The sequence below is a fragment of the Limosilactobacillus sp. genome (genome assembly GCF_051873035.1).
In the GTDB taxonomy this organism is placed as follows: domain Bacteria; phylum Bacillota; class Bacilli; order Lactobacillales; family Lactobacillaceae; genus Limosilactobacillus.
Genome location: NZ_JBJEEL010000010.1, coordinates 34,125 through 56,642, shown reverse-complemented (window position 1 = coordinate 56,642; position 22,518 = coordinate 34,125). Strand labels below are relative to the sequence as shown.

Here is a 22,518-nt window from a genome sequence, read left to right as displayed (position 1 = left end):
ATAAACAATGGCCTTTTCATTATTTAACTTTGGCAAAAGCGATAACAATAATGCCAAACAAAAGGTAGTTGATGTTAAGCTCGACCAGATCGTGCCCAACCGCTACCAGCCCCGTCAGGTTTTTGACCGCGAAGGTATCCAGGAGTTAGCCCAAACAATTGATGAGCATGGTCTGCTTCAACCAATTGTGTTACGTCAATACGAGCCGGCCAAGTACGAAATTATTGCTGGTGAGCGCCGCTTTCGGGCAATGAAGTTACTGCAATGGGAGACGGCACCGGCGATTATTGAAAAGATGAGTGATCACGAGGCGGCTTCTTTGGCCCTGGTTGAAAACCTACAGCGTTCGCAGCTGAGTTCAGTAGAAGAGGCGCAGGCTTACCGGCGGTTAATGGACTTAAACCACTTAACCCAGGCCGCCCTGGCTAAGGGCATGGGTAAGAGCCAGTCCTTTGTCGCTAATAAGCTACGGCTTTTAAAGCTCATCAAGCCGGTGCAAACGGCCATCCTTGACCACCGGATTTCGGAACGGCATGGACGGGCCATGTTGGACCTCGATGAAAAGCAGCAGCGGGATATGCTAATGAAGGTAGTTAATAACCGGCTGACGGTCCGGCAAACGGAAGATGAGGTCGCACGTGAATTGGGGCGGCCCCTACCGTCAGAAGTGGCCAAGCAAAAGGCGGCTGCCCGGAAACGGGAATTGGCTGAAATGGCGCCGGAAGCTGAAATGGCCACCTCAGTGCAACCGACTTCCCCGGCAAAGGCCCCTAAGGGTAAGAAAAAACGGCGGACCAAGGCCAAACCGGCTAAGCAAATTAACGATGCCCGGTTAGCGTTGAACACGATTAAGAAGTCGATTAAGATGGCAACCGATAGCGGCTTTACCGTGACGACGACGGAAAAAGATGATGACCAGGTTTACCAACTAGTAATTGAGATTCCGAAGAAACAGTAGGAGGCAGATTAATGGGTTCAGTAATTGCATTAGCTAACCAAAAAGGTGGGGTCGGTAAGACGACGACCAGCGTTAACCTGGGGGCCTGCCTAGCTGACCAGGGCCAGCACGTGCTCTTAATTGATCTTGACCCGCAAGGTAATGCCACGAGCGGGTTAGGGGTTGAAAAGCGTGAGATTGAAAAGAGTGTTTATGACGTTTTAATTAATGATGAGCCGTTGGCCAACGTCATTCGTCATTCCAGCCATCCCGGCCTGGATATTGCGCCGACCACGATTGCCCTTTCGGGAGCAGAAGTTGAGTTGACAAACCTGATGGCCCGGGAGACGCGGCTCAAGGATGCCTTTGGTGATGTTAGGAAGCAGTACGACTTTATCCTGATTGACTGTCCACCCTCGCTGGGCTTGTTGACAATTAACGCCTTTACTGCCTGTGATTCGATCCTCATTCCTGTCCAGAGTGAATACTATGCTTTGGAAGGGTTGAGCCAGCTGATTAACACCATTAAGTTGGTTCAACGGCACTTTAATCCCGAATTACGGATCGAAGGGGTACTTTTAACAATGTATGATAAGCGGACCAACTTGGGTCAGCAGGTCAATGCTGAGGTTAAAAAGTTCTTCGGGGATCAAATTTATAAGACGGTAATTCCCCGTAACGTCCGGCTTTCGGAGGCCCCAAGTCATGGGCTGGCAATCATCGACTACGACAAGCGGTCGACCGGTGCACGCGTATACAAGGAATTAGCAAAGGAAGTGTTGGCTAATAATGGCAAGGCGTAAAAAGGGCGGCCTCGGTCGGGGAATCGAGGCCTTGTTTGAAGAAAACACGATTGCAGAACCAGCCGCTGGTGAAACGGTTCAAGATATTAAGCTAACGCTTATCCGGCCTAATCCTTACCAGCCGCGCCGGACCTTTGATCGGGCAGCATTACAAGAGTTAGCGAAGTCCATTGAAGAAAGTGGGGTTTTCCAGCCGATTATTTTACGGCAACCCGACCCGGCAGTTGAACGCTACGAGCTAATTGCCGGTGAACGGCGGTTCCGCGCTTCCAAATTGGCTAAGCAGACGACGATTCCAGCAATTGTCCGTAACATGAGTGACGAACAAATGATGGAAGTGGCAGTTTTAGAAAACCTCCAACGGGAGGATTTGACGCCACTAGAAGAGGCCCAGGCTTACCAGACCTTAATGGATAAGTTGTCCCTTACCCAGGCCCAAGTTGCTAGACGCTTAGGAAAGAGTCGTCCGTACATTGCTAACTACCTCCGTCTACTGGGGCTGCCAAAGTTAATTAAGGAAGCTTTAAATGACGGCCGGCTGTCAATGGGGCAGGCACGAACGATTCTGGGCCTAAAGGATAAGAAAAAGCTGGTGGCCCTGGCTAAACGAGCAATGGCCGATAACCTGACCGTTCGTCAGCTAGAGGACGTGGTTGCCCGGATGAACGGAACGGCCAAGAAGAAGGCCGCTCGGAAGGGCACCCGCAAGCCGGTGTATATTCGAGAAGCGGAGGCCCAGTTGCAGAGTAAATTTGGGACCAAGGTGGCAGTGGCCCAAAGTCGCAAACGCGGTGCCGGGAAGATTGAAATCCCGTACACGTCTAATGAAGACTTGACGCGGATTTTAGAACTGTTAAACATTACATTAGATTAGGAGGAAACACGATGGCAGCTTACGACAAAGGTGATGTGGTATTGATGAAAAAGGCCCATCCATGTGGTACGAACCGCTGGCTAATTACCCGAGTTGGTGCCGATATTAAGATCCAATGCCAGGGTTGTGGCCACGTCGTGATGATGACTCGGCAAAAGTTTGATAAGGGATTTAAGAAAGTCCTTGAAAAAGGGCCCACGGAAAACTAATAATTAGTTGTTCGTTATTTTTATAAAATTTAAAAAAGGAAAGTGAAAAACTCATGTCATTAACTGCAGGAATTGTTGGTTTACCAAACGTTGGTAAGTCAACGTTGTTTAACGCGATTACTAAGGCGGGGGCCGAAATGGCTAACTACCCATTTGCCACAATTGACCCTAACGTCGGAATGGTTGAAGTGCCGGACAAACGGTTGGACCGGATTCAAGAATTAATTCCGGCCAAGAAGATCGTCCCAACGACCTTTGAATTTACTGATATCGCTGGGATCGTTAAGGGTGCCAGCAAGGGTGAAGGACTTGGTAATAAATTCTTGGAAAACATTCGGCAAACGGATGCCATTGTACACGTGGTCCGGGCCTTTGATGATGACGACATCACCAGTGTTTCCGGTAAGGTGGACCCAATTGAAGATATCGACACCATTAATCTAGAATTGGTAATGGCCGACCTCGACGCAGTTAATAAGCGGTTATCTAAGGTTCAACGGGCAGCTAAGGGCCGTGATAAGGATGCCCTGGCCGAACTTGCCGTATTAAACAAGATTAAGCCAGTTCTTGAAGATGGTAAGAGTGTCCGGTCAATTGACTTTAGCGACGATGAAAAGAAGATTGTTAAGGGGCTCTTCCTGCTAACTAGTAAGCCGGTTCTGTACGTTGCCAACATCGCGGAAGATGACATGGCCGACCCAGACGGCAACAAGTACATGGATGCGATTAAGGAACACGTTAAGGGCGATGGTGAAGTAATCGGTGTTGCTGCTGCTGCCGAAGAACAAATTGCTGAAATGGATGACGCTGACAAGGCCGACTTCTTGGAAATGGAAGGCGTAAAGGAACCAGGGTTAAACCGTCTGATTCGCGCGGCCTACAAGTTACTGGGTCTAGAAACCTTCTTTACTGCTGGTGGTCCGGAAACGCGGGCTTGGACCTACCGGAAGGGAACTAAGGCGCCCCAAGCAGCCGGAATTATCCACTCTGACTTCGAACGGGGCTTTATCCGGGCTGAGGTAATGAGCTTTGAAGACCTCGATAAGCTGGGCTCCGAAGCGGCCGTTAAGGAAGCTGGTAAGCTCCGTCTGGAAGGTAAGGACTACGTAATGCAAGATGGCGACATTGTTGAATTCCGCTTCAATGTCTAACCGCAGTGAGCGAAGAGAGGAGTTTCACATTGAGTGAAGAACAACCACGTAACGCACAGGCTGGTCAACGGCAAAAACAGCACGAAAAAGAACAGCGCCAGGAAAAGGGAAGTGCTTTTTCTAACTATGGTTTAACCCGGAAAAACGAAGAGTTTGTTTACCAACTAAATAAGCAGTTGGACCGGCAGGGGGTTGCTAAGGATAAGCAGCCGGCGATGATTAAGGAAACCATTGATAAGCTGTTAGCCGGCCAGAAGAAGGGGCAAACGGCCAAGGGGTTATTTGGCACCCCGACCGAGTACGCCAAGGAATTGAAGAATCCTAAACCAACTGAGTCAGCCACGGCCCAGCGGTCAATGAAGTTACTAACGGTGGATAATAGTCTGATCTTCTTCAGTATTTTCACCTTCATGTACGGGATTATGTTCCTGCTCTCACCAGAAATTTTGAAGACCAAGCAGTATGGGAGTTCTGGTATTACGGCCATTGTTTTAGTGGCACTTATCGGTGGGGTATTGTTTAGCTACATCATGCTCCAAATTCAACCGGTTAATAAGAAAAAGGCCCGGCCACTGGCAATGCGGATCTTAATCTTGGTTATCGGTTTAGTTGTCTGGCTAGGAATTTACATGATGGCCAGCTGGCTGCCAAATGTAATTAACCCACGGTTGAATGCTTGGGTTTACATTGTCTTTGGTCTAGTTGCCTTTGGTGGTGATATGTACTTCCGTAATCGCTATCATGTTGCTGGTGTCTATGGGGGTAACAACCGTCGGCGGCGGCGTTAAATTAAATAATTAAGGGGGCTAGGCTCGTAGTTCTGCTCCCGCGAGTATAAACAGAGGTCCAGAGTTCGGTTTTACCGGGCTCTGGACCTCTATTTGTGTACCGCGCTGTTCGCTTTTGATCTATACAGAGGGACTGATGTCACGTCCCCCTTTTTATTTTTAAACCAAATTCTTACTGGTTAGCCTTGCTTAATAGTAAAACGTTTTTAAAGTCTGAAAAAATGTTCTAGAAAAATGTGGACATTCGTTCAAAAGATTGTTAAACTATACACGTAGTTTGATGAAAGCGGATTCACTAACAAAAAGGAGATTCAATTATGAAGTTGACACAAGCACAATTAGCTAAGTACATGGACCACACGATGCTCAAGCCAGAAGCGACTGCTGAGATGATCGATAAGACGATCGCGGAAGCACGGAAATACAACACTGCCTCGGTATGTATCAATCCTTACTGGGTTAAGCGAGTTCACGAAGGGCTAGCGGGGACAGACATTAATACTTGTACCGTGATTGGCTTCCCTCTTGGGGCAACTTCAACCGCCAGCAAGGTTTTCGAGACGAAGCAGGCGATCGAAGATGGTGCCGATGAAATTGATATGGTCATCAACATTGGTGAATTAAAGGGCGGCAACAACCAGGCCGTTGAAGATGATATTCGGGCCGTGGCCGAAGCAACCCACGAAAAGGGCAAGCTCTTGAAGGTAATTATCGAAAACTGCCTGTTGACGGATGAAGAAAAGGCCCGGGCTTCAAAGCTGACGGTTAAGGGTGGTGCCGACTTCGTTAAGACCTCCACCGGCTTCTCAACTTCTGGTGCCAAGGTTGAAGATGTGAAGTTGATGCGGCAAGCGGTTGGCCCTGACTTTAAGATTAAGGCTGCTGGTGGTATCCACAGTCTTCAAGAGGCCTATGACATGATCGAAGCCGGCGCTAACCGCTTGGGTGTCTCGGCTTCCGTTAAGATCTTGGAAGAAGCTGCACAACAGGACTAGGTTTATTCACTTTTAGCTAACACATTGGAGGGGTCAAGATGTCATATAAACGTGTATTTGTAATTGTAATGGATTCAGTTGGTACTGGTGCTGCTCATGACGCTGACAAGTTTGATGACGTTGGTTCTGATACTTTAGGCCACGTTGGTGAATACTACAAGGGCCAATTAAAGTTACCAAATCTGGGTAAGATGGGTATTAGCAACCTCCGGGAGACACCGATCGAAGGAGTACCCGTTGCTGATCCAGCCATTGGTGACTATGGTAAGATGGAAGAAATTTCCGCTGGTAAGGACAGTATGGACGGTCACTGGGAAATGATGGGGCTGCCGGTTACCAAGCCACTTTCCACCTTCCCAAATGGTTTCCCACAAGAAATCGTTGATAAGCTTGAAAAGTTCTCCGGCCGCAAGGTGATTGTTAACAAGCCTTACTCCGGAACGGAAGTTATCCATGACTATGGTGAACGGCAGATGAAGACCGGGGAGTTAATCCTCTACACATCTGGGGACTCCGTAATGCAAATTGCCGCACATGAGGATGTTATCCCGGTTAAGGAACTTTACAAGATTTGTGAGTACGCCCGAACCCTGGTAAACGGACCAGAATACACCGTTGGACGGATCATTGCCCGGCCATACGTGGGTCCAGACAAAGACCACTTTACCCGGACTGCGAACCGGCACGACTTTAGCCTAAAGCCAATTGGCAAGACCGACATGGATCGGCTCCGTGAGGCCGGCTATGACGTGATCGGGGTTGGTAAGATCAATGACATCTTCTCTGGCCAAGGAATTGACAAGGGCTACCACAACGAGAGCAACATGGACGGGATGGACCACGTCGATGAGGTGATGAAGCAAGACTTTAACGGCTTCTGCTTCACCAACCTCGTAGACTTCGATGCCATGTATGGCCACCGTCGTAATCCAAAGGGCTTTGGTCAAGCACTGATGGACTTTGATAAGCGGCTCGGGACGGTTCTAAAGGAAATGAAGCCGGATGACCTATTGATGATCACGGCGGACCACGGTAATGACCCTGGCTTCCGCGGGACCGACCACACCCGTGAAAATGTGCCATTGCTGGTTTACTCCCCATCGATGAACAAGTCTAACCAGTCGCTGGGACTGCGGAAGACCTTCTCCGACCTAGGAGCAACGATTTTGGAGAACTTTAACGTGGACTCTGTTCGGGGAACCAGCTTCTACAAAGAGATTAGTAACGACTAAGCAATAGGAAAGGGGCGCTAGCAATGCGGATGGTGGACGTAATTGACGCCAAGAGAAACGGCCAGACCTTAACGGATGACCAACTCCAATTCTTCGTGGATGGGGTAGTGGATGGTTCAATTCCGGATTACCAAATTAGTGCACTCCTGATGGCCATTTACTTTCAAGGGATGACGAGCCAGGAGCAGACTAGTCTGACGATGAAGATGATGAACTCCGGGGAGCACTTAGACCTGAGCCGGATCCCCGGAATTAAGGTTGATAAACACTCCACTGGTGGTGTTGGTGACAAGGTGAGTTTGCCACTCGCTGCGATGGTCGCCGCCACCGGGATCCCGGTACCGATGATCTCCGGCCGGGGACTCGGTCATACTGGCGGCACGCTGGATAAGCTAGAAGCAATTCCGGGATTTAAAGTCGAGATTAGTGAACAGGACTTCATCGACCAGGTTGCTAAGGAAAAGCTGGCCATCGTGGGGGCAACTGGTGAAGTCGCACCGGCCGATAAGAAGATTTATGGTCTCCGGGATGTTACCGATACGGTGGATTCAATCCCCTTAATTGCTAGTTCGATTATGAGTAAGAAGATTGCTTCCGGAACCGATGCGCTGGTAATTGATGTTAAAACTGGTGCGGGGGCCTTCATGAAAACCCTCGACCAATCACGAGACCTTGCGCACGCCCTTGTCAATATCGGTAAGCAAGCCGGTCTGCAGTGTATGGCCGTGATTTCAGACATGAACCAACCACTTGGTAATAAGGTCGGTAATTCCCTGGAAATTGAAGAATCGATTGATGTCCTTAAGGGGAAGGGACCAGCAGATTTAACCGAGCTCGTCCTAACATTAGGGAGTTACATGGTTGTTATGGGCGGCAAGGCCGCTACGCCAGCGGCTGGTCGCCAGCTTTTGGAGCAGACAATTAGCGACGGGACGGCCCTCGACCGCTTCAAGGCGATGGTAGTTGCCCAGGGTGGCGACCCCCGGGTAATTGACGACTACTCGGTTATGCCACAGGCTAAGTACCAGCTTCCATACCGGGCTAAGCAGTCGGGAATTTTGAGCCGGCTGTCGGCCGATGAAGTGGGAACGGCTAGTATGTTGCTCGGCGGTGGCCGCCAACAGGCCGATGACCAGCTCGACTACAGTGTCGGTATTGAGCTCCACCATAAACTAGGGGATCACGTTAAGGCCGGTGAACCGCTTCTGACGATTTACAGTAACCAGGAAGAGGTTCCCGCCGTCGAAAAACTACTCGACGAAAGCATTGCCATCAGTGACCACTATGAAAAGCCGGAATTAATTCACGAGATTATTGAATAAGCAAGGAGGAACAAACAAATGAGTACACACATTGGTGCCCAAAAGGGTGATTACGCAGACGTTGTTTTACTTCCAGGAGACCCATTACGGGCAAAGTACATTGCGGAGAATTTCTTGGAGAATGTTAAGCAGGTTAACGCCGTCCGGAATGCCTTTGGCTACACCGGTGAATATAAGGGTCACCGGGTCTCAGTCCAGGGATCAGGGATGGGAATCCCATCAATGTCCATTTACATCAACGAATTAGTTCGGGAATTTGGGGTTAAAACCATTATCCGGGTTGGTTCCTGTGGTGGAATCGCGCCTGATGTTCACCTCCGTGACGTTATTTTGGCCCAGGGTTCTTCTACCGACTCGGCAGTAACGATGAACACCTTTGGCCCTGGCTTCCATTACGCACCGTTGGCCGACTTTAAGTTGCTCGATACTGCTTATCACGTTGCTGAAAAGCTCAATATTGACACTAAGGTTGGTGACATCTTTGCGGCTGACCGTTTCTACAATGATGAGTTAGACATGACCAAGCTCCGTGACTATGGTATTTTAGGGACGGAAATGGAGTCGGCCGGACTCTACCTCTTGGCTGCTAAGCTACACTTCCGGGCACTATCTGTGTTGACCGTTAGTGACCTGATCTTTGGTGAAGAAAAGACGACGGCGGAAGAACGTGAAAAGACGTTCAACGACATGATTAACATTTCGCTGGAAACGGCGATCGCTGGTAAATAATGGTATATAATAACCATAAATAAGCGACGTCCGAATTAAAGGGAATCACAATAAGGGCCCGTGGTAGATGCATTTCTGTACGGACCCTTATTGTGGTGAAGGAGGTTCATTAAATGGAAAACGACGTTAATAAGAAAATTAACCAGGCACTTAAGGTCGCCACGCTGTACTACCGGGATGGCTTTAACCAGCAAGACATTGCGACGGAATTAAATATTTCCCGGGCAACGGTCTCACGGTTACTACAATTTGGCCGCGAACAGGGCCTGGTAACGATTAAGATTAATAATCCCCTGGCCCCCTTACACCAGTTAGAAACGGACCTACTAGCTAAGTATCCGGCACTTAAGAAAATTATTATTGTCCCGGGTAAGGATAACCCCCTCGAGGAAGTAGGGGTAGCCGGTGCACACTACCTTGAAAAAATCGTTAAGGATAATGAGATCGTTGGCCTAGGCTGGGGCCGAACCGTCTACCAGGTCGCCCTTAATATCGACCCGAAAGATGTTTCCGGAGTCCAGGTCGTGCAGATGAAGGGAAGTATGGCTAATACTAAGACCCGTAATTATGCGTTTGAAACGGTTAACACCTTGGCGGGGGCCTTTAACACCCTTCCCCAGTACTTACCAGTGCCGGTTATCTTTGACCATGCGAAAACACGGGAATTAGTTGCTAACGATACGCATATTAAATACATCCTGAAGCTAGGACGCCAGGCAGAGATTGCCCTCTTTACCGTTGGGACCGTACGGGATTCGGCAATGTTATTTCACCTGGGTTATTTTACGGAAGCGGAACAACGGACCCTGCAAAAAGAGGCCGTTGGGGATGTTTTCTCACGTTTTATTGATGACCAGGGCCAGATAGTAGACCAGCAAATTGACCAGCGGACCATTGGTATTGACCTGCCCGAATTGAAAAAGAAGAAGCACAGTATTTTAGTGGCGGCCAATGTCGCCAAGGTACCAGCAATTAATGGCGTTTTAACCGCTGGTTACGCCAATACGCTGGTAATTGATCAGGAAAGTGCGAACAATTTGCTGCGATATACACAGAAATCTTAACTTTTTCTTGATTTTATTGGTAAATCCGAGTAGCATTGACCTAACAAATTTAAGGAGTGTGTATGATCAATGTCAAATTGGGACACAAAGTTTGCCAAAAAAGGCTTAACTTTTGATGATGTTTTACTGATTCCTGCCGAAAGCCACGTTTTACCAAACGAGGTTGACTTGAGCACCCAGCTCGCTGATAACCTTAAGCTAAAGATTCCGTTGATCAGTGCCGGAATGGATACCGTTACTGAAGGTCCGATGGCAATTGCCATGGCCCTGCAAGGTGGCCTGGGTGTAGTTCACAAGAACATGTCCATCCAAGCCCAAGCCGGCGAAGTTGCAAACGTCAAGAGCGTGGTTGTTCCGGCCAGTGCTACTAAGGCTGCGGTCGATGACCAGAACCGTCTACTTTGTGCCGCCGCCGTTGGTGTTACCAGTGACACCTTTGAACGTGCCGAGGCCCTTTTGAAGGCCGGCGCCGATGCCATTGTCATTGATACGGCCCACGGCCATTCTGCTGGTGTTTTGCGGAAGATTAAGGAAATCCGCGACCACTTCCCAGACGTGACCCTGATTGCTGGGAACGTCGCTACTGGTGAAGCCACGAAGGCCCTTTACGATGCTGGTGTGGACGTTGTGAAGGTCGGCATTGGCCCTGGCTCAATTTGTACTACCCGGGTGGTTGCCGGTGTTGGTGTCCCACAAATTACTGCTATCTATGATGCCGCATCTGTTGCCCGTGAATACCACAAGCCAATCATCGCCGATGGTGGGATTAAGTATTCCGGTGACGTTGTTAAGGCCCTAGCCGCTGGTGGTAATGCTGTTATGCTGGGAAGCATGCTTTCCGGTACGACCGAAGCGCCGGGCGAAGTCTTTGAAGATAACGGCAAGCGCTACAAGGCCTACCGGGGAATGGGTTCCGTTGGTGCGATGGCCCAAGCCCATGGTTCCTCTGACCGTTACTTCCAAGGTGGGGTTAACGAAGCAAACAAGTTAGTCCCCGAAGGAATTGAAGCCCGGGTTGAATACAAGGGTGACGTTTCCGATATCGTCTTCCAAATCGACGGTGGTCTGCGTTCTGGAATGGGTTACGTTGGTGCACCAGACATCCCAACCCTAATTAATAATGCCCAATTTGTTCAAATTACCAATGCCGGTTTGCGGGAATCACACCCTCACGATGTTCAAATCACCCGCGCCGCTCCTAATTACAAGTAAACATGATGCTTTATCAGGAGTGTGACAGAGGTCGGTTACGACTTGTCTTCACGACGCGTAGCTAGGCTAACTGCCACTACCGTAAGCACAATGGGGCCCAGAGTTCGGTTTTACCGAACTTTGGACCCCATTTGTGTCCCGCACCGTTGACTTTTGACCGATCTAACAGACTTAAGTTACCGTCCTCTTTTATGCGTTGGTGAAGAATTAGGCGGTGATACTGCAGTTTAGGGCTGAAACTGGTACAATCAGAGTTGAACTGTATTTTCATTACATTAGGGAGAGTAACTATGGATAATCAGGAACCACGCGAAAGACGGCGTGAGTACCAACAACGGCATAACCGCGGTTCTCACCAGCACCGGGGACGGAAGATCTTCGGTATTATCGTTGTAATTATCGTAATTATTGCTGGCATCTATGCCTTTATGGCCTGGCGTAATGTTAAGGTCACTACTAATAATATGTTTAACTCTTCGGGAGCCAGTCGTCAGCGAGATGCCCAAAAGGTCTTAGACCAGCGGCGGCCCGTGTCAATTCTCTTGCTGGGAACTGATACCGGAGCTTTGGGGCGGTCATACAAGGGACGGACTGATACGGTGATGATCATGACAATTAACCCGCAGACGAACAAGACGACGCTGGTCAGCATTCCGCGGGACATGAAGGTTAACCTGCCGGGCTATCCTGAAGATTCTCCTGCGAAGATCAACGCTGCCTATACCTATGGTGGGGTGAAGGAGACGATCAACGTCTTGCAAAAGCACTTCAATATCCCGATTGACTACTATGTCTTGGTTAACATGGGGGGCCTAAAGCAGGCCATTAACCAGGTTGGCGGGGTCAACGTCACGTCACCACTAACCTTTGATTATGAGGGTAGCCACTTTACCAAGGGTCAGACCTACCACTTAAACGGCGCCGAGGCACTGAAATTTAGCCGGATGCGGTATGATGATCCCCAAGGTGATTATGGACGGCAGCAGCGGCAAAAACTGGTGATCAAGGCCCTCTTGAAGAAGTCGGTTTCCTACAAGACAGTCTTGAACCAGCAGTTCTTACGGTCGATCTCGCATAACTCCAAGACGGACTTGACCTTTAACAACATGCTCCAGCTGGCCCGTCACTACCGTAAGGCTACCCGAAACATTAGCCAAGACCATGCGCAAGGTGAAGGAGAAAGTGATGATGGTCAGGCCTTTGAAGTGGTGCCTAAGGATGAACAGCAACGAGTATCGAATGTTTTGCGTAAGAGTCTGGGCCTGGAAACGGCGAACCTAGACGCGGAAAATTAAGCGTGCTTAGCTAAAGTTTTCTTAAGGCAGTTAGCAAAAGGGGCGCTTTGACCGGTGATTAGTTATAATAGTATATTAGAGTATTCGAATTAGTAAGGAGTGGCCAGATTATGAAAATTTTAGTTGTCGATGACGATAAAGAGATTGTTCAACTGCTCGAGATTTATATCCGCAACGAAGGCTACGAGCCAGTGTCGGCCTATAACGGTAAGGAGGCCCTTACCAAACTCAACACTAACCCTGGCATTAGCTTAGTAATCCTAGATTTAATGATGCCAGAAATGGATGGGATGCAGGTCATCAAGCAAATTCGGAAGGATTCAGACATTCCGATCCTGGTATTGTCGGCCAAGACCGCGGACATGGATAAGATTCAGGGCCTGATTTCCGGGGCGGACGACTACGTCACCAAACCCTTTAACCCACTAGAAGTAATGGCCCGGGTAAAGTCGCTGTTACGGCGGAGCCAGGGCGAGGTCACTAACGACCAGCCGGACGTATTAAACGTGGGTCCACTGATTATTAACAAGGATTCTCACGAAGTTAAGACAATTAAGGGGGACGTCATCCAGTTAACGGCCCTGGAATTTGGGATCCTTTACCTCTTAGCCAGTCACCCGAACCGGGTCTTTTCCGCTGATGATATCTTTGAGCGGGTTTGGCAACAGGAAAGTGTTGTTTCTGCTAAGACGGTGATGGTCCACGTCAGTCACTTGCGGGATAAAATTGAAGAGGCCACTAACGGTGAAAAGGTAATTCAAACCGTTTGGGGTGTTGGTTACAAGGTCGAAAGTCACTAGTAGTAACTGCCGGGAGGTAAAAAGTGAAGTTAACGGGGCGTGAAAAAAGTTCATTAATCTTTGAAGGGGTCGTCACCGTGATCTTGCTGGTGTTGCTAAACATGGCGATCATCATGATCATCCAAGACATTATCCAGGGCAACCCCGGCGTGACGAACGGGATCTTTATCATCAAACAGTCGCTCCGGATTGGCCCTTACCAAACCCAGATCTGGAGCTACCAGCGGATCCTAATTGCTATTTTTGTAGTAATTGATGCCTGGGTTGTATGGTGGCGCCTGCGCCGGCGTTACCACTTGTACCAGATGAACCACATCATTGGGGAACTGCACTACATTGCCCAGGGCCACCTTGACCACCGGATTCCCTTTCGGTTAAAGGGAAACCAACAGCACGTGATCAGTAGTGTCAATGCCCTGGTTGACAGCGCCGTTAAGTCGATGGATGACGAGCGTAAGATTGAAAAGTCAAAGGATGAGCTCATTACCAACGTTAGTCATGACTTACGGACCCCCCTTACGAGTATCATCGGCTACCTGGGCTTGATTGAGGATAAACAGTACCAAAGTGAAGAAGACATCCTCAAATATACGCACACGGCCTACGAAAAGGCCAAACAGATGAAAACGTTAGTCGAGGACCTGTTCGAATACACCAAGGTACAACAGCATGGTGCACCAGTAAATATCATGCGGGTTGACCTAAACCAGCTGTTAGAGCAGTTGACAGCCAGCTTTGAGCTCGAGGCCCAACACCGGGGAATTAATATCTCCTCGAAGGTCGTCCCCAACCCCTTAATGATTGAGGCCGATCCCGAAAAGTTAGGGCGGGTATTTAATAACCTAGTGGCCAATGCCTTTAAATATGGCAATGGTGCAAGCTACATTAAGGTTAATGCCCTGCAAAAGGGTGGTAACGTTGAGGTAACGGTAGCCAATGATGGGACCCCAATCCCACCCCAGGCATTAGACCACCTCTTTGAGCGCTTTTACCGGGCGGAGGCCTCTCGTTCCCGGGCCACCGGGGGCACCGGGCTCGGATTGGCAATTGTCAAGAGCATTGTGGACCTACACCACGGGTCGGTCCGGGTAACTTCGGACGATGACGAAACGGCCTTTATTGTGACCCTGCCTTTAAAACAGGATAATAAAATGCAAGCGCATGAGTAAAAGAGCGGAAATTTCCTGGGAAATTTTTCGCTCTTTTATATTCAAGTAAAATATTCTATGTTAGACTTAAGAGGCATTGTGTGCCTTGATAATTAAATGAGTTGACAAACATTGGAGGAAATTCTGTGGCAAAAGCACAAATAAATCCAGAAAAAGCACGGTGGCTTGAAGTCCTTGGTGTTGCAATGCCACTTTGCTTGAGCTATATTCCAATTGGTTTAGCTTGTGGGATTTTATTACATGCGGCGGGGTTTGATTTTATTATGACCCTGGTTGTGTCGATAGTTGTCTTTTCAGGTGGAGCCCAGTTTATTTTGGCTTCTCTGCTGACGATTAATGCACCCCTATCATCGATTTTTGTAACCCTGTTTTTCTTGGAGTTACGGTATGCATTACTGGGATCCAGCCTGTCCAAATATATTAAGAGTGAATCACAACACTTCATTTGGCTGTTCGCGGTTTCGATGAACGATGAAAACTATGCCATTAACTATTTGAAGTTTGCGACGGATAAGAAATGGACACCCAAAGATGCCCTACTGGTTGAGCACTATTCACTGATTTCATGGTCAGTGGCCAACATGGTCGGGGGCCTGATCGGTAGTGCCATTTCCATCAACTTGGAAGTAGTTGACTTTGCGTTGACGGCCCTGTTCTTGTACATGATCGTGATGCAGGTTCAAAACCACCTGACCTTCTTAATCAGCCTGCTTTCGGCAGTGCTGGCGGTCTGCTTTATGGTTTGGACCCACAGCATCATCGGGGTAATTATTGCAACGCTGATTGCATCCTTTGTCGGTTTCTTGATTGAAAATACTGTCCGTCAACATAGTAGTAAACCGGAAGAGAATTGGTTCTTAACTAAGATCTTCCGGCCGAAGATTACCCGGACCACCGTTGAAGACCAACAAGAACGCCGGGAAATGAAGATGGCTAAGCAGGAACTTGAAGCAGACGAAAAACAACCGAAGGATAAATAGTGGGGACAGCTGATGGAACAACTATTTACAAATATGCCGGTGCTGATCACGGATACCGGGCAGAATAAAATTTTATATCATATCATTGTAATTGTGATCGCGGCCGCGGCCGCCTTCATTCCCCGGTATTTCCCGGTCCTCTTTTTCTCAACCCGTAAAATACCGGAATGGTTTAATGAATGGATGAAATATGTGCCAGTGAGCCTCTTTACGGCCCTGGTGGTTAAAAACGTTTTTATTACGACGGCTGGTTATCACTTCGTACCGTTTGGCCATGTTGAACAAATACTGGCGGCGATAATCGTAATGATCGTCGCCTACTTTACCCGCTCGATGTCGATGTCGGTAATTAGTGGGTTAGTCGCGGTATGGCTACTGAGTATGGTCGTTTAGTTAATAGGGATCGGTTTTCAAACCGGTCTTTTTTTTATTGTTCGGTTTTGGCAACGTGGGCGAAAACGGAATGTTCGGGATGTCAGGGCCGTAAAGTTAAACTTTAATTAGAAATGAAATTAACCATTGTCGATAACTCCTCCCTGTGTTACTGTTTAAACACCGAATTTAATCGGTAATATATATAATATTGTTCGCGTTTTACTGAGAGGAAGGATATTTGATGACCAAGTCACGGAATCGATATGGTGTTGCACTGGCCGGGGTAGTTCTCCACTTAATGATTGGGGGTGTCTATGCCTGGAGCGTTTTTACCAAGCCCATTTCCCAGCAAACGGGTTGGCGGGAAACAGCAGTTTCGTTTGCCTTTAGCCTCGCAATTTTCTTTTTAGGAATGTCAGCCGCCTTTATGGGCCGACTAGTCGAAAAGTTTGGGCCAACCGTTACCGGAACCATTGCTAGTGTTTGTTATGGATCGGGAATTGCACTGACCGGGTTGGCGGTGCAAAGCCACCAGCTGTGGCTGCTTTACCTGGCCTATGGTGTTATCGGGGGCCTCGGACTAGGCTCAGGCTACGTTACCCCGGTTTCTACCATCATTCGCTGGTTCCCGGATAAGCGGGGGTTAGCTACCGGCTTGGCCATTATGGGCTTCGGCTTCGCGGCCCTGTTAACCGGCCCGGTTGCCCAAAAACTGATGGCGGCGGTAGGCGTTGCTAATACCTTCTACGTTCTGGGGGCCTTTTACTTCTTGGTAATGATCATTGCCGCACAGTTTATTAAAAAGCCCCGTCCCCACGAACTTCCCCAAGCAATTGCCCAAAAGGCGCGGCGGGTTAGCTTGACGGGGCAGGAATTGACGGCCAACCAGGCATTACGTACCCGGACCTTTGCTTTCCTCTGGTTGATGTTCTTTATTAACATTACGACTGGTATCGGCCTGGTATCGGCTGCTTCCCCAATGGCCCAAAATATGACGGCCATGACGGCAAGTGCGGCTGCAGTGATGGTCGGGATCATCGGCCTCTTTAATGGTTTTGGTCGGCTGGCCTGGGCGACCCTGTCCGATTACATCGGGCGCCCACTAACCTATAGCCTAATCTTTATTCTAGACATTGCGATGCTCTTTGTTCTTTTGGTTTGCAAGACGCCACTGCTCTTTGCCCTTGCCCTTTGCCTGTTACTTTCGTGTTACGGGGCCGGTTTTTCGGTAATTCCTGCCTACCTGGGGGATGTCTTTGGCACTAAGCAGTTAGGGGCCATTCACGGTTATATTTTGACGGCCTGGGCCGCGGCCGGGATGGTTGGACCAGTCCTCCTTTCATACACCCACCAGGTCCTGCATAATTACTACGTTACCCTGATCGTTTTCGTAATCATTGACGTAGTTGCGATGTTGGTCTCGGTCTTGATTCAGCGGGACTTTGTTAATAGTAAAACGGGGCAAGAGATTGACTAACGGTGTTGACTTTTACGAATAGAGTGAGTATTATCATTAGTAACAAATTTACCTTTAAACTAGTCCAGAGAGGCTAAGAAGGATTTTAATTGTGCGTTACCAAAGACGGCCTTCTTAGTCCACCTAAGAAGGCTTTTATTTTACAGAATTTCTCCAGCCTTGACCCGGTGGACTTAAGATCCGCGTGCGGGACCATCAATGTGATCTAGGGTATTTTGTTAAATACGAGAACCATTTAATTGACTCCTGTGAGAGCAAAACGGTACGGTGTTTGGCATAATAGAGAAGAGAAAAAGCACGGCGATCGCTTAATCAGGAATGGATTAGGTGGTCGCTGTTTTTTGTTGTCGCAAACGAAGGGAGCACCTAATGATGGAAACTGCACAACGGCTAGCAGTCAACCTACCGGGCTTAGCACTGAAAAACCCGGTGATCCCGGCAAGCGGGACCTGTGGCTACGGCCAACAAATTGCCCAAAACTATGATTTAAACCGCCTCGGTTCACTGGTATTAAAATCGACCACTCTTCATGCCCGGTCGGGGAATCCGCGCCCGCGGGTTTGTGAAACCAGTGCCGGCTGGTTAAATGCTAACGGCCTGCAAAACGTGGGGGTCGATGCGGTCGTCCGTGAAAAACTACCATGGTTACGGACACACTACCCAAATCTACCAGTAATTGCTAGTGCGGCAGGCTTCTCGACGGCCGAATACGAGACGGTGGTTCACCGGCTGGCCGCGGCACCAGAAGTGAATGCGATTGAACTTAACGTCTCCTGTCCCAATGTGAAGCACGGTGGCCTAGCGATGGGAACTGACCCGGCCGTTTTAGAGGACCTGACCAGCAAGGTGGTTCGCCAGGCCAATGGCAAGCCGATCTATGTCAAATTAACGCCTAATGTTACTAACATCGTACCGTTAGCCCAGGCGGCTGAACGGGGCGGTGCCAACGGTCTGACGATGATTAATACCCTGACCGGGTTAAGCATTAACCTCAAGACCCGCCGGCCGGTCCTGGCCAACGTAACGGGCGGCCTGTCCGGCCCGGCCTTAAAGCCACTGGCCCTGCGGATGATTCACCAGGTCCGGTCCGTTTCTAAGCTACCGATTATCGGTGTCGGTGGGATCGAGACCGCTGAAGACGTCCTGGAGTTTATGATGGCCGGTGCGAACGCTGTCGAAGTGGGGGCGGCAAGTTTCCATGACCCGCTGGCCTGTCCACGGATTGTGGCCGACCTGCCACTTGTAATGGACCGCTACGGAGTTAAGCGCTTGACGGACCTATGGGAGGTAAGATTTTGAAACGATATTCACCAATGGTCGCAATTGATGTGGCAACCAAGGATGCGGCATTAGCGTTATTTGACCAGTTGACGGTAGAACCGCGGCCAATTCTTAAAATCGGGATGGAGCTGTACTACCATTTTGGTCCGGCCATCATTAAGGAGGCCCAACACCGGGGATTTAAGATTTTCCTTGATCTTAAACTTCATGATATTCCGAACACGGTTCAACGGGCCATGTTTGTTCTTGGCCAATTAGGGGTTGATTTTACGACTATTCACGCGGCTGGTGGTAGTGCAATGGTAGCCGCTGGTGCACAGGGCTTACGGGCGGGTGCCGCCGCAGCGGGTCTACCGGCACCCAAGCTGTTGGCAATTACCCAGTTGACTTCGATTGACGAAAAAGTCTTGCATAATGAGCAACACGTTGCGCTCTCCCTAGTCGAATCGGTCCAGAACTATGCCCAACTGGCGGAACACGCCGGTGCCGACGGGGTGGTTTGTTCCGCGCAGGAAGTGCGGGCTATTCGTCAGGTCACCGGTTCGGACTTCCTGTGTGTAACCCCGGGGATCCGGCCACAGGGTTTTGCCAAGGGGGACCAAAAGCGAGTAGTAACGCCGCATCAGGCCCATGTACTTGGCAGTAATGCGATTGTTGTCGGCCGGCCAATTACCCAGGCTTCGGACCCGGTAACGGCTTATCAGGCTATTGAGAAAGAATTTTTAACGGAGGCGGACTAATATGAACTATGCAGACACGGTGGCTAAAGACCTACTAGAAATTCACGCAGTAATGTTAAGCCCGGACCACCCCTATACTTGGGCCAGTGGCCTTCATTCGCCAATCTATACCGATAACCGCTTGACGATTTCTTATCCAGCGGTCCGGCGGTCAATCTACCATGGAATGGTGGAATTGATTAAGAACCATTTTCCGAGTGCTAAGGTAATTGCCGGTACGGCGACGGCCGGGATTCCCCACGCAGCTTGGGTTGCCGAAGAAATGGGGTTACCGCTAGTTTATGTCCGGTCCAAACCAAAGGACCACGGCCGCGGTAAACAGATCGAAGGGGTCATTAAACCGGGAGCAGAAGTCGTGGTGATTGATGACCTAATTTCTACCGGGGGCAGTGTCTTAAATGCGGTCGCGGCCGTTAATAAGGCGGGGGCCAAGGTAGTCGGCGTAGTAGCCGTGTTTACCTACCAGCTACCAGCAGCGGCCCAAAATTTTGCTGCCCAGGGACTTAAATACTATGCCGTGACGAATTACCCAACCCTGGTGAACGTTGCCAAGGAGCAGGGACTAATTAGTGCTGACCACCTAGCCTCACTGAATGACTGGCGCCAGGACCCGGCCACGTGGAGTAAGCAGCACGCGGATAAAGCTTAATTATTAAAAAGCGACTATCGACTAATTTATTAGCCGACGGTCGCTTTTTTAACGAAACGGGTTGACATCCATACCCTTTAGTATTAAAGTGCCATTAAAATATGATTAGAAAAACAAATGGCAATATTAGAGAGAAGTGATTGATGATGACACGTAAAGTAGGTGTAATCGGTCAAGGGCACGTCGGTGAAACGCTGGCGAATAACCTCCTGGTGACCGGAACCGTTGACGAATTGGTCCTGGTGGATACGGATGAAAAGAAGCTAAACGCTAACGCAACCGACTTCGAGGATATGGCAGCCAACTTGCCAACCCATGCGAAGGTCATCCGTAACGACTATGAAGCGCTTGCTGACGCGGACGTCGTGGTGATTGCGGTTGGTAATATTAGCGTTCAAAATGATGATGCTAAGCATGACCGTTTTATGGAACTAAACGTCAACAGTGTCGCTGCCAAAGAGGTCGGTACCAAGCTGAAGGAAGTGGGCTTTAACGGGGTCCTGGTTTCCATCAGTAACCCTTGTGATGTCATTGCGGCCCTCTTCCAGCGTTACACGGGCCTGCCAAAGAAACAGGTAATTGGGACGGGGACCCTGCTGGATACAGCCCGGCTACGTAAGGTAGTGGGACAGGCGCTCGACGTCGATCCCCGGTCCGTTTCCGGTTATGCCCTGGGCGAACACGGTAATTCCCAATTTGCGGCTTGGTCACAAGTCCGGGTCCTTGGTCAAAATATTACGGACCTGGCCGCGGTTAGTGACCAGTTGGACCTGGATGCCCTGGCCGAAGCAACTAAGGCGGGCGGTTACACCGTTTTCCACGGAAAGTTGTACACTAATTTTGGAATTGCCGCCGCGGCCCTGCGGTTGGTAACGGCGATCCTTAATGATGCCAAGATTGAGTTGCCATGTTCCAACTTCCGTGAAGAATACGGAATCTACTGTGGCTACCCGGCAATCCTAGGGAAAGACGGGGTGGAAAAACAACTCCAGTTGAACTTGACGGCGGACGAACAGAAGCTGCTGGAAAAGTCAGCTAACTACATCAAGACCCGGTTCGATGAAACGGTAAAGAAACTAGAAGAATAGTGTAGAAAACCTCCTCCTGAATAATACACTAAAGGGAGCGAAACAGAAGCCGGTTATGACTCCTGTTTCGCTCCCTCTTTCTTCGTTTTGTGAATTATTAAGAGCAGGATAATTTTAATCCTTGTACATGTAGTCCCGGGTCATTGGGAGGTTCTTGCCAGATGCGCCCTTAGTAATCAGGTACTGGATAACATCGATGTTACCAGATTCAAATGAAGCGGCACATGCTTGAAGGTAGAGGTCCCACATCCGCGTGAACCGTTCACCCATCATATCTTGAATCTGTGCCCGCTTGGCATTGAAGTTGGCATCCCAGATTTCAAGCGTCCGTTGGTAGTGGCGCCGTAACATTTCCATATCGGCAATTTGCATCCGGTTTTCTTCAATGTGGTTAACCATTTCGGCGAGACCAGGGATGTAGCCACCTGGGAAGATGTACTTGTTGATCCAACCGTTAAAGGCCCCACCTTGTTGCCGGGTAATACCGTGGATTAGGGCTACCCCATTGCTCTTTAGGTAACGGTTAACATCCTTGAAGTACAGGCCCAGATTTTCCTTACCAACGTGTTCAAACATCCCAACAGAGGTGATGTAATCCCAAGTTTGGTCGCCCAGTTCCCGGTAGTCAACTAGCTTAACGTCAGCAACTTGTTCGAGGTCTTCGTCCTTGATTCGTTGCTTGACGAAGCGGTATTGTTCCTCACTCAGGGTAACCCCGGTAACTTTAAGTCCGTACTCCTTGGCGGCGGTCAGCATCAGTGTTCCCCAACCACAACCAATATCGAGGAGGGTCTTGCCGGGCTTCGGGTCCAACTTCTTCAGAATATGGCGGACCTTATCTTCTTGGGCCTTCGTTAGGTCGTCGTGGTTACCGTCAGTGAAGTAGGCACAGGAATAAGTCATGGTGTCATCGAGCCATAACTTGTAGAAGTCGTTACCGACATCATAGTGACTTTGCACGTCGGATTGGCTTTCCTTTTCGGAGTGTCCCTGTTTAGGCAAGAACTTACGGAACTTCGAACTCCGCATGAAACTATCAGCACTTTCGTAGGCAGATTCAATTAACTTCTGGATACTACCATCGATTGTGATCTTACCGTCCATATAAGCTTCACCGAGGGCAATTGAGGCGTTCTTGGTAACATCACGAATTGGAATCTTTTCCTTAAAGGTGACTGTTACTTGGGGCTCACCATTACCGTAAACGGCACTTTTACCGTCCCAGTACACAACCTTAACTGGAATGGTAAAGGAGTGACTAAGCAGTGACTTGTAGAACGTCTTTTCTAACATTTCAACGTTTCCTTCTTTCTCAATCGAATATGCTTATTATAACACCCCATCAATT

23 protein-coding genes are annotated in these 22,518 nt (G+C 49.2%); 22 read left to right on the top strand and 1 reads right to left on the bottom strand.

Translation table 11 applies throughout. From position 1 onward, the window contains the following. Positions 1-7 precede the first annotated feature (7 nt). The 22 genes from ACI31H_RS01075 (at position 8) to ACI31H_RS00970 (ending at position 21,170) form a co-directional block, all read left to right on the top strand. Entirely contained in the window at positions 8-958 is a 951-nt protein-coding gene (locus ACI31H_RS01075) for a nucleoid occlusion protein (protein WP_439770151.1), read from the top strand. An 11-nt stretch (positions 959-969) separates the two neighbouring features. Further along, positions 970-1,740: a ParA family protein gene (locus ACI31H_RS01070; RefSeq protein ID WP_439770150.1), complete on the top strand. Its 771-nt coding sequence runs from the start codon at positions 970-972 to the stop codon at positions 1,738-1,740. After that, positions 1,727-2,614 (top strand): ParB/RepB/Spo0J family partition protein, encoded by an 888-nt coding sequence (locus tag ACI31H_RS01065; RefSeq protein WP_439770149.1) that lies wholly within the window; start codon positions 1,727-1,729, stop codon positions 2,612-2,614. The genes ACI31H_RS01070 and ACI31H_RS01065 overlap by 14 nt, the downstream gene beginning before the upstream one ends. Before the next feature lie 11 nt (positions 2,615-2,625). Then, positions 2,626-2,823, top strand: a complete 198-nt coding sequence (locus tag ACI31H_RS01060) for a DUF951 domain-containing protein (protein ID WP_439770148.1) — start codon at positions 2,626-2,628, stop codon at positions 2,821-2,823. Between the two features lie 53 nt (positions 2,824-2,876). Continuing rightward, positions 2,877-3,974 (top strand): redox-regulated ATPase YchF, encoded by a 1,098-nt coding sequence (gene ychF / locus ACI31H_RS01055; protein WP_439770147.1) that lies wholly within the window; start codon positions 2,877-2,879, stop codon positions 3,972-3,974. A 29-nt stretch (positions 3,975-4,003) separates the two neighbouring features. After that, a complete protein-coding gene (locus tag ACI31H_RS01050; RefSeq protein WP_439770146.1) occupies positions 4,004-4,762 on the top strand; it encodes a DUF1129 domain-containing protein in 759 nt (252 codons plus the stop codon). Between the two features lie 317 nt (positions 4,763-5,079). Then, a complete protein-coding gene (gene deoC / locus ACI31H_RS01045; protein ID WP_439770145.1) occupies positions 5,080-5,757 on the top strand; it encodes a deoxyribose-phosphate aldolase in 678 nt (225 codons plus the stop codon). Positions 5,758-5,795: 38 nt separating this feature from the next. Further along, positions 5,796-6,989, top strand: a complete 1,194-nt coding sequence (locus ACI31H_RS01040; protein ID WP_439770144.1) for a phosphopentomutase — start codon at positions 5,796-5,798, stop codon at positions 6,987-6,989. 23 nt (positions 6,990-7,012) lie between these two features. Beyond that, positions 7,013-8,311, top strand: a complete 1,299-nt coding sequence (locus ACI31H_RS01035; protein ID WP_439770143.1) for a pyrimidine-nucleoside phosphorylase — start codon at positions 7,013-7,015, stop codon at positions 8,309-8,311. 18 nt (positions 8,312-8,329) lie between these two features. Beyond that, positions 8,330-9,040, top strand: a complete 711-nt coding sequence (deoD, locus tag ACI31H_RS01030) for a purine-nucleoside phosphorylase (protein WP_439770142.1) — start codon at positions 8,330-8,332, stop codon at positions 9,038-9,040. Positions 9,041-9,153: 113 nt separating this feature from the next. After that, positions 9,154-10,104: a sugar-binding transcriptional regulator gene (locus tag ACI31H_RS01025; protein ID WP_439770141.1), complete on the top strand. Its 951-nt coding sequence runs from the start codon at positions 9,154-9,156 to the stop codon at positions 10,102-10,104. A 69-nt stretch (positions 10,105-10,173) separates the two neighbouring features. Further along, the gene (guaB, locus tag ACI31H_RS01020; RefSeq protein ID WP_439770140.1) at positions 10,174-11,316 is read left to right on the top strand and encodes an IMP dehydrogenase; all 1,143 of its coding nucleotides are present in this window, start codon (positions 10,174-10,176) and stop codon (positions 11,314-11,316) included. A 290-nt stretch (positions 11,317-11,606) separates the two neighbouring features. Then, positions 11,607-12,611, top strand: a complete 1,005-nt coding sequence (locus tag ACI31H_RS01015; protein ID WP_439770139.1) for an LCP family protein — start codon at positions 11,607-11,609, stop codon at positions 12,609-12,611. A 110-nt stretch (positions 12,612-12,721) separates the two neighbouring features. Further along, positions 12,722-13,411, top strand: coding sequence for a response regulator transcription factor (locus ACI31H_RS01010; RefSeq protein ID WP_439770138.1), 690 nt, complete (start codon positions 12,722-12,724; stop codon positions 13,409-13,411). Between the two features lie 23 nt (positions 13,412-13,434). Then, positions 13,435-14,580 (top strand): sensor histidine kinase, encoded by a 1,146-nt coding sequence (locus ACI31H_RS01005; protein WP_439770137.1) that lies wholly within the window; start codon positions 13,435-13,437, stop codon positions 14,578-14,580. A gap of 125 nt (positions 14,581-14,705) precedes the next feature. Then, positions 14,706-15,560, top strand: coding sequence for an AzlC family ABC transporter permease (locus tag ACI31H_RS01000; protein WP_439770136.1), 855 nt, complete (start codon positions 14,706-14,708; stop codon positions 15,558-15,560). A 12-nt stretch (positions 15,561-15,572) separates the two neighbouring features. Continuing rightward, entirely contained in the window at positions 15,573-15,953 is a 381-nt protein-coding gene (locus tag ACI31H_RS00995) for an AzlD domain-containing protein (RefSeq protein ID WP_439770135.1), read from the top strand. 223 nt (positions 15,954-16,176) lie between these two features. Continuing rightward, the gene (locus ACI31H_RS00990; protein ID WP_439770134.1) at positions 16,177-17,412 is read left to right on the top strand and encodes an L-lactate MFS transporter; all 1,236 of its coding nucleotides are present in this window, start codon (positions 16,177-16,179) and stop codon (positions 17,410-17,412) included. Between the two features lie 372 nt (positions 17,413-17,784). Beyond that, the gene (locus ACI31H_RS00985) at positions 17,785-18,711 is read left to right on the top strand and encodes a dihydroorotate dehydrogenase (RefSeq protein WP_439770133.1); all 927 of its coding nucleotides are present in this window, start codon (positions 17,785-17,787) and stop codon (positions 18,709-18,711) included. Then, positions 18,693-19,433 (top strand): orotidine-5'-phosphate decarboxylase, encoded by a 741-nt coding sequence (pyrF, locus tag ACI31H_RS00980; RefSeq protein ID WP_439770132.1) that lies wholly within the window; start codon positions 18,693-18,695, stop codon positions 19,431-19,433. Before ACI31H_RS00985 ends, pyrF begins: the two co-directional genes overlap by 19 nt. A 1-nt stretch (position 19,434) precedes the next feature. Further along, the gene (gene pyrE, locus ACI31H_RS00975) at positions 19,435-20,082 is read left to right on the top strand and encodes an orotate phosphoribosyltransferase (protein ID WP_439770131.1); all 648 of its coding nucleotides are present in this window, start codon (positions 19,435-19,437) and stop codon (positions 20,080-20,082) included. Positions 20,083-20,228: 146 nt separating this feature from the next. Then, the gene (locus ACI31H_RS00970) at positions 20,229-21,170 is read left to right on the top strand and encodes an L-lactate dehydrogenase (RefSeq protein ID WP_439770130.1); all 942 of its coding nucleotides are present in this window, start codon (positions 20,229-20,231) and stop codon (positions 21,168-21,170) included. 114 nt (positions 21,171-21,284) lie between these two features. Here ACI31H_RS00970 and ACI31H_RS00965 read toward each other — a convergent pair whose 3' ends face one another. After that, positions 21,285-22,463 (bottom strand): class I SAM-dependent methyltransferase, encoded by a 1,179-nt coding sequence (locus tag ACI31H_RS00965; RefSeq protein WP_439770129.1) that lies wholly within the window; start codon positions 22,461-22,463, stop codon positions 21,285-21,287. Between the last annotated feature and the right edge of the window lie 55 nt (positions 22,464-22,518).

Coding starts and splice junctions, on each gene's coding strand:
- ACI31H_RS00995 (WP_439770135.1), top strand. CDS start 15,573: ATGGAACAACTATTTACAAATATGCCGGTGCTGATCACGGATACCGGG.
- ACI31H_RS00970 (WP_439770130.1), top strand. CDS start 20,229: ATGACACGTAAAGTAGGTGTAATCGGTCAAGGGCACGTCGGTGAAACG.
- ACI31H_RS00985 (WP_439770133.1), top strand. CDS start 17,785: ATGGAAACTGCACAACGGCTAGCAGTCAACCTACCGGGCTTAGCACTG.
- pyrE (WP_439770131.1), top strand. CDS start 19,435: ATGAACTATGCAGACACGGTGGCTAAAGACCTACTAGAAATTCACGCA.
- deoD (WP_439770142.1), top strand. CDS start 8,330: ATGAGTACACACATTGGTGCCCAAAAGGGTGATTACGCAGACGTTGTT.
- ACI31H_RS01010 (WP_439770138.1), top strand. CDS start 12,722: ATGAAAATTTTAGTTGTCGATGACGATAAAGAGATTGTTCAACTGCTC.
- ACI31H_RS01065 (WP_439770149.1), top strand. CDS start 1,727: ATGGCAAGGCGTAAAAAGGGCGGCCTCGGTCGGGGAATCGAGGCCTTG.
- ACI31H_RS01015 (WP_439770139.1), top strand. CDS start 11,607: ATGGATAATCAGGAACCACGCGAAAGACGGCGTGAGTACCAACAACGG.
- deoC (WP_439770145.1), top strand. CDS start 5,080: ATGAAGTTGACACAAGCACAATTAGCTAAGTACATGGACCACACGATG.
- ACI31H_RS01060 (WP_439770148.1), top strand. CDS start 2,626: ATGGCAGCTTACGACAAAGGTGATGTGGTATTGATGAAAAAGGCCCAT.
- ACI31H_RS00990 (WP_439770134.1), top strand. CDS start 16,177: ATGACCAAGTCACGGAATCGATATGGTGTTGCACTGGCCGGGGTAGTT.
- pyrF (WP_439770132.1), top strand. CDS start 18,693: ATGGGAGGTAAGATTTTGAAACGATATTCACCAATGGTCGCAATTGAT.
- ACI31H_RS01035 (WP_439770143.1), top strand. CDS start 7,013: ATGCGGATGGTGGACGTAATTGACGCCAAGAGAAACGGCCAGACCTTA.
- ACI31H_RS01025 (WP_439770141.1), top strand. CDS start 9,154: ATGGAAAACGACGTTAATAAGAAAATTAACCAGGCACTTAAGGTCGCC.
- ychF (WP_439770147.1), top strand. CDS start 2,877: ATGTCATTAACTGCAGGAATTGTTGGTTTACCAAACGTTGGTAAGTCA.
- ACI31H_RS01075 (WP_439770151.1), top strand. CDS start 8: ATGGCCTTTTCATTATTTAACTTTGGCAAAAGCGATAACAATAATGCC.
- ACI31H_RS01070 (WP_439770150.1), top strand. CDS start 970: ATGGGTTCAGTAATTGCATTAGCTAACCAAAAAGGTGGGGTCGGTAAG.
- ACI31H_RS00965 (WP_439770129.1), bottom strand. CDS start 22,463: ATGTTAGAAAAGACGTTCTACAAGTCACTGCTTAGTCACTCCTTTACC.
- ACI31H_RS01040 (WP_439770144.1), top strand. CDS start 5,796: ATGTCATATAAACGTGTATTTGTAATTGTAATGGATTCAGTTGGTACT.
- guaB (WP_439770140.1), top strand. CDS start 10,174: ATGTCAAATTGGGACACAAAGTTTGCCAAAAAAGGCTTAACTTTTGAT.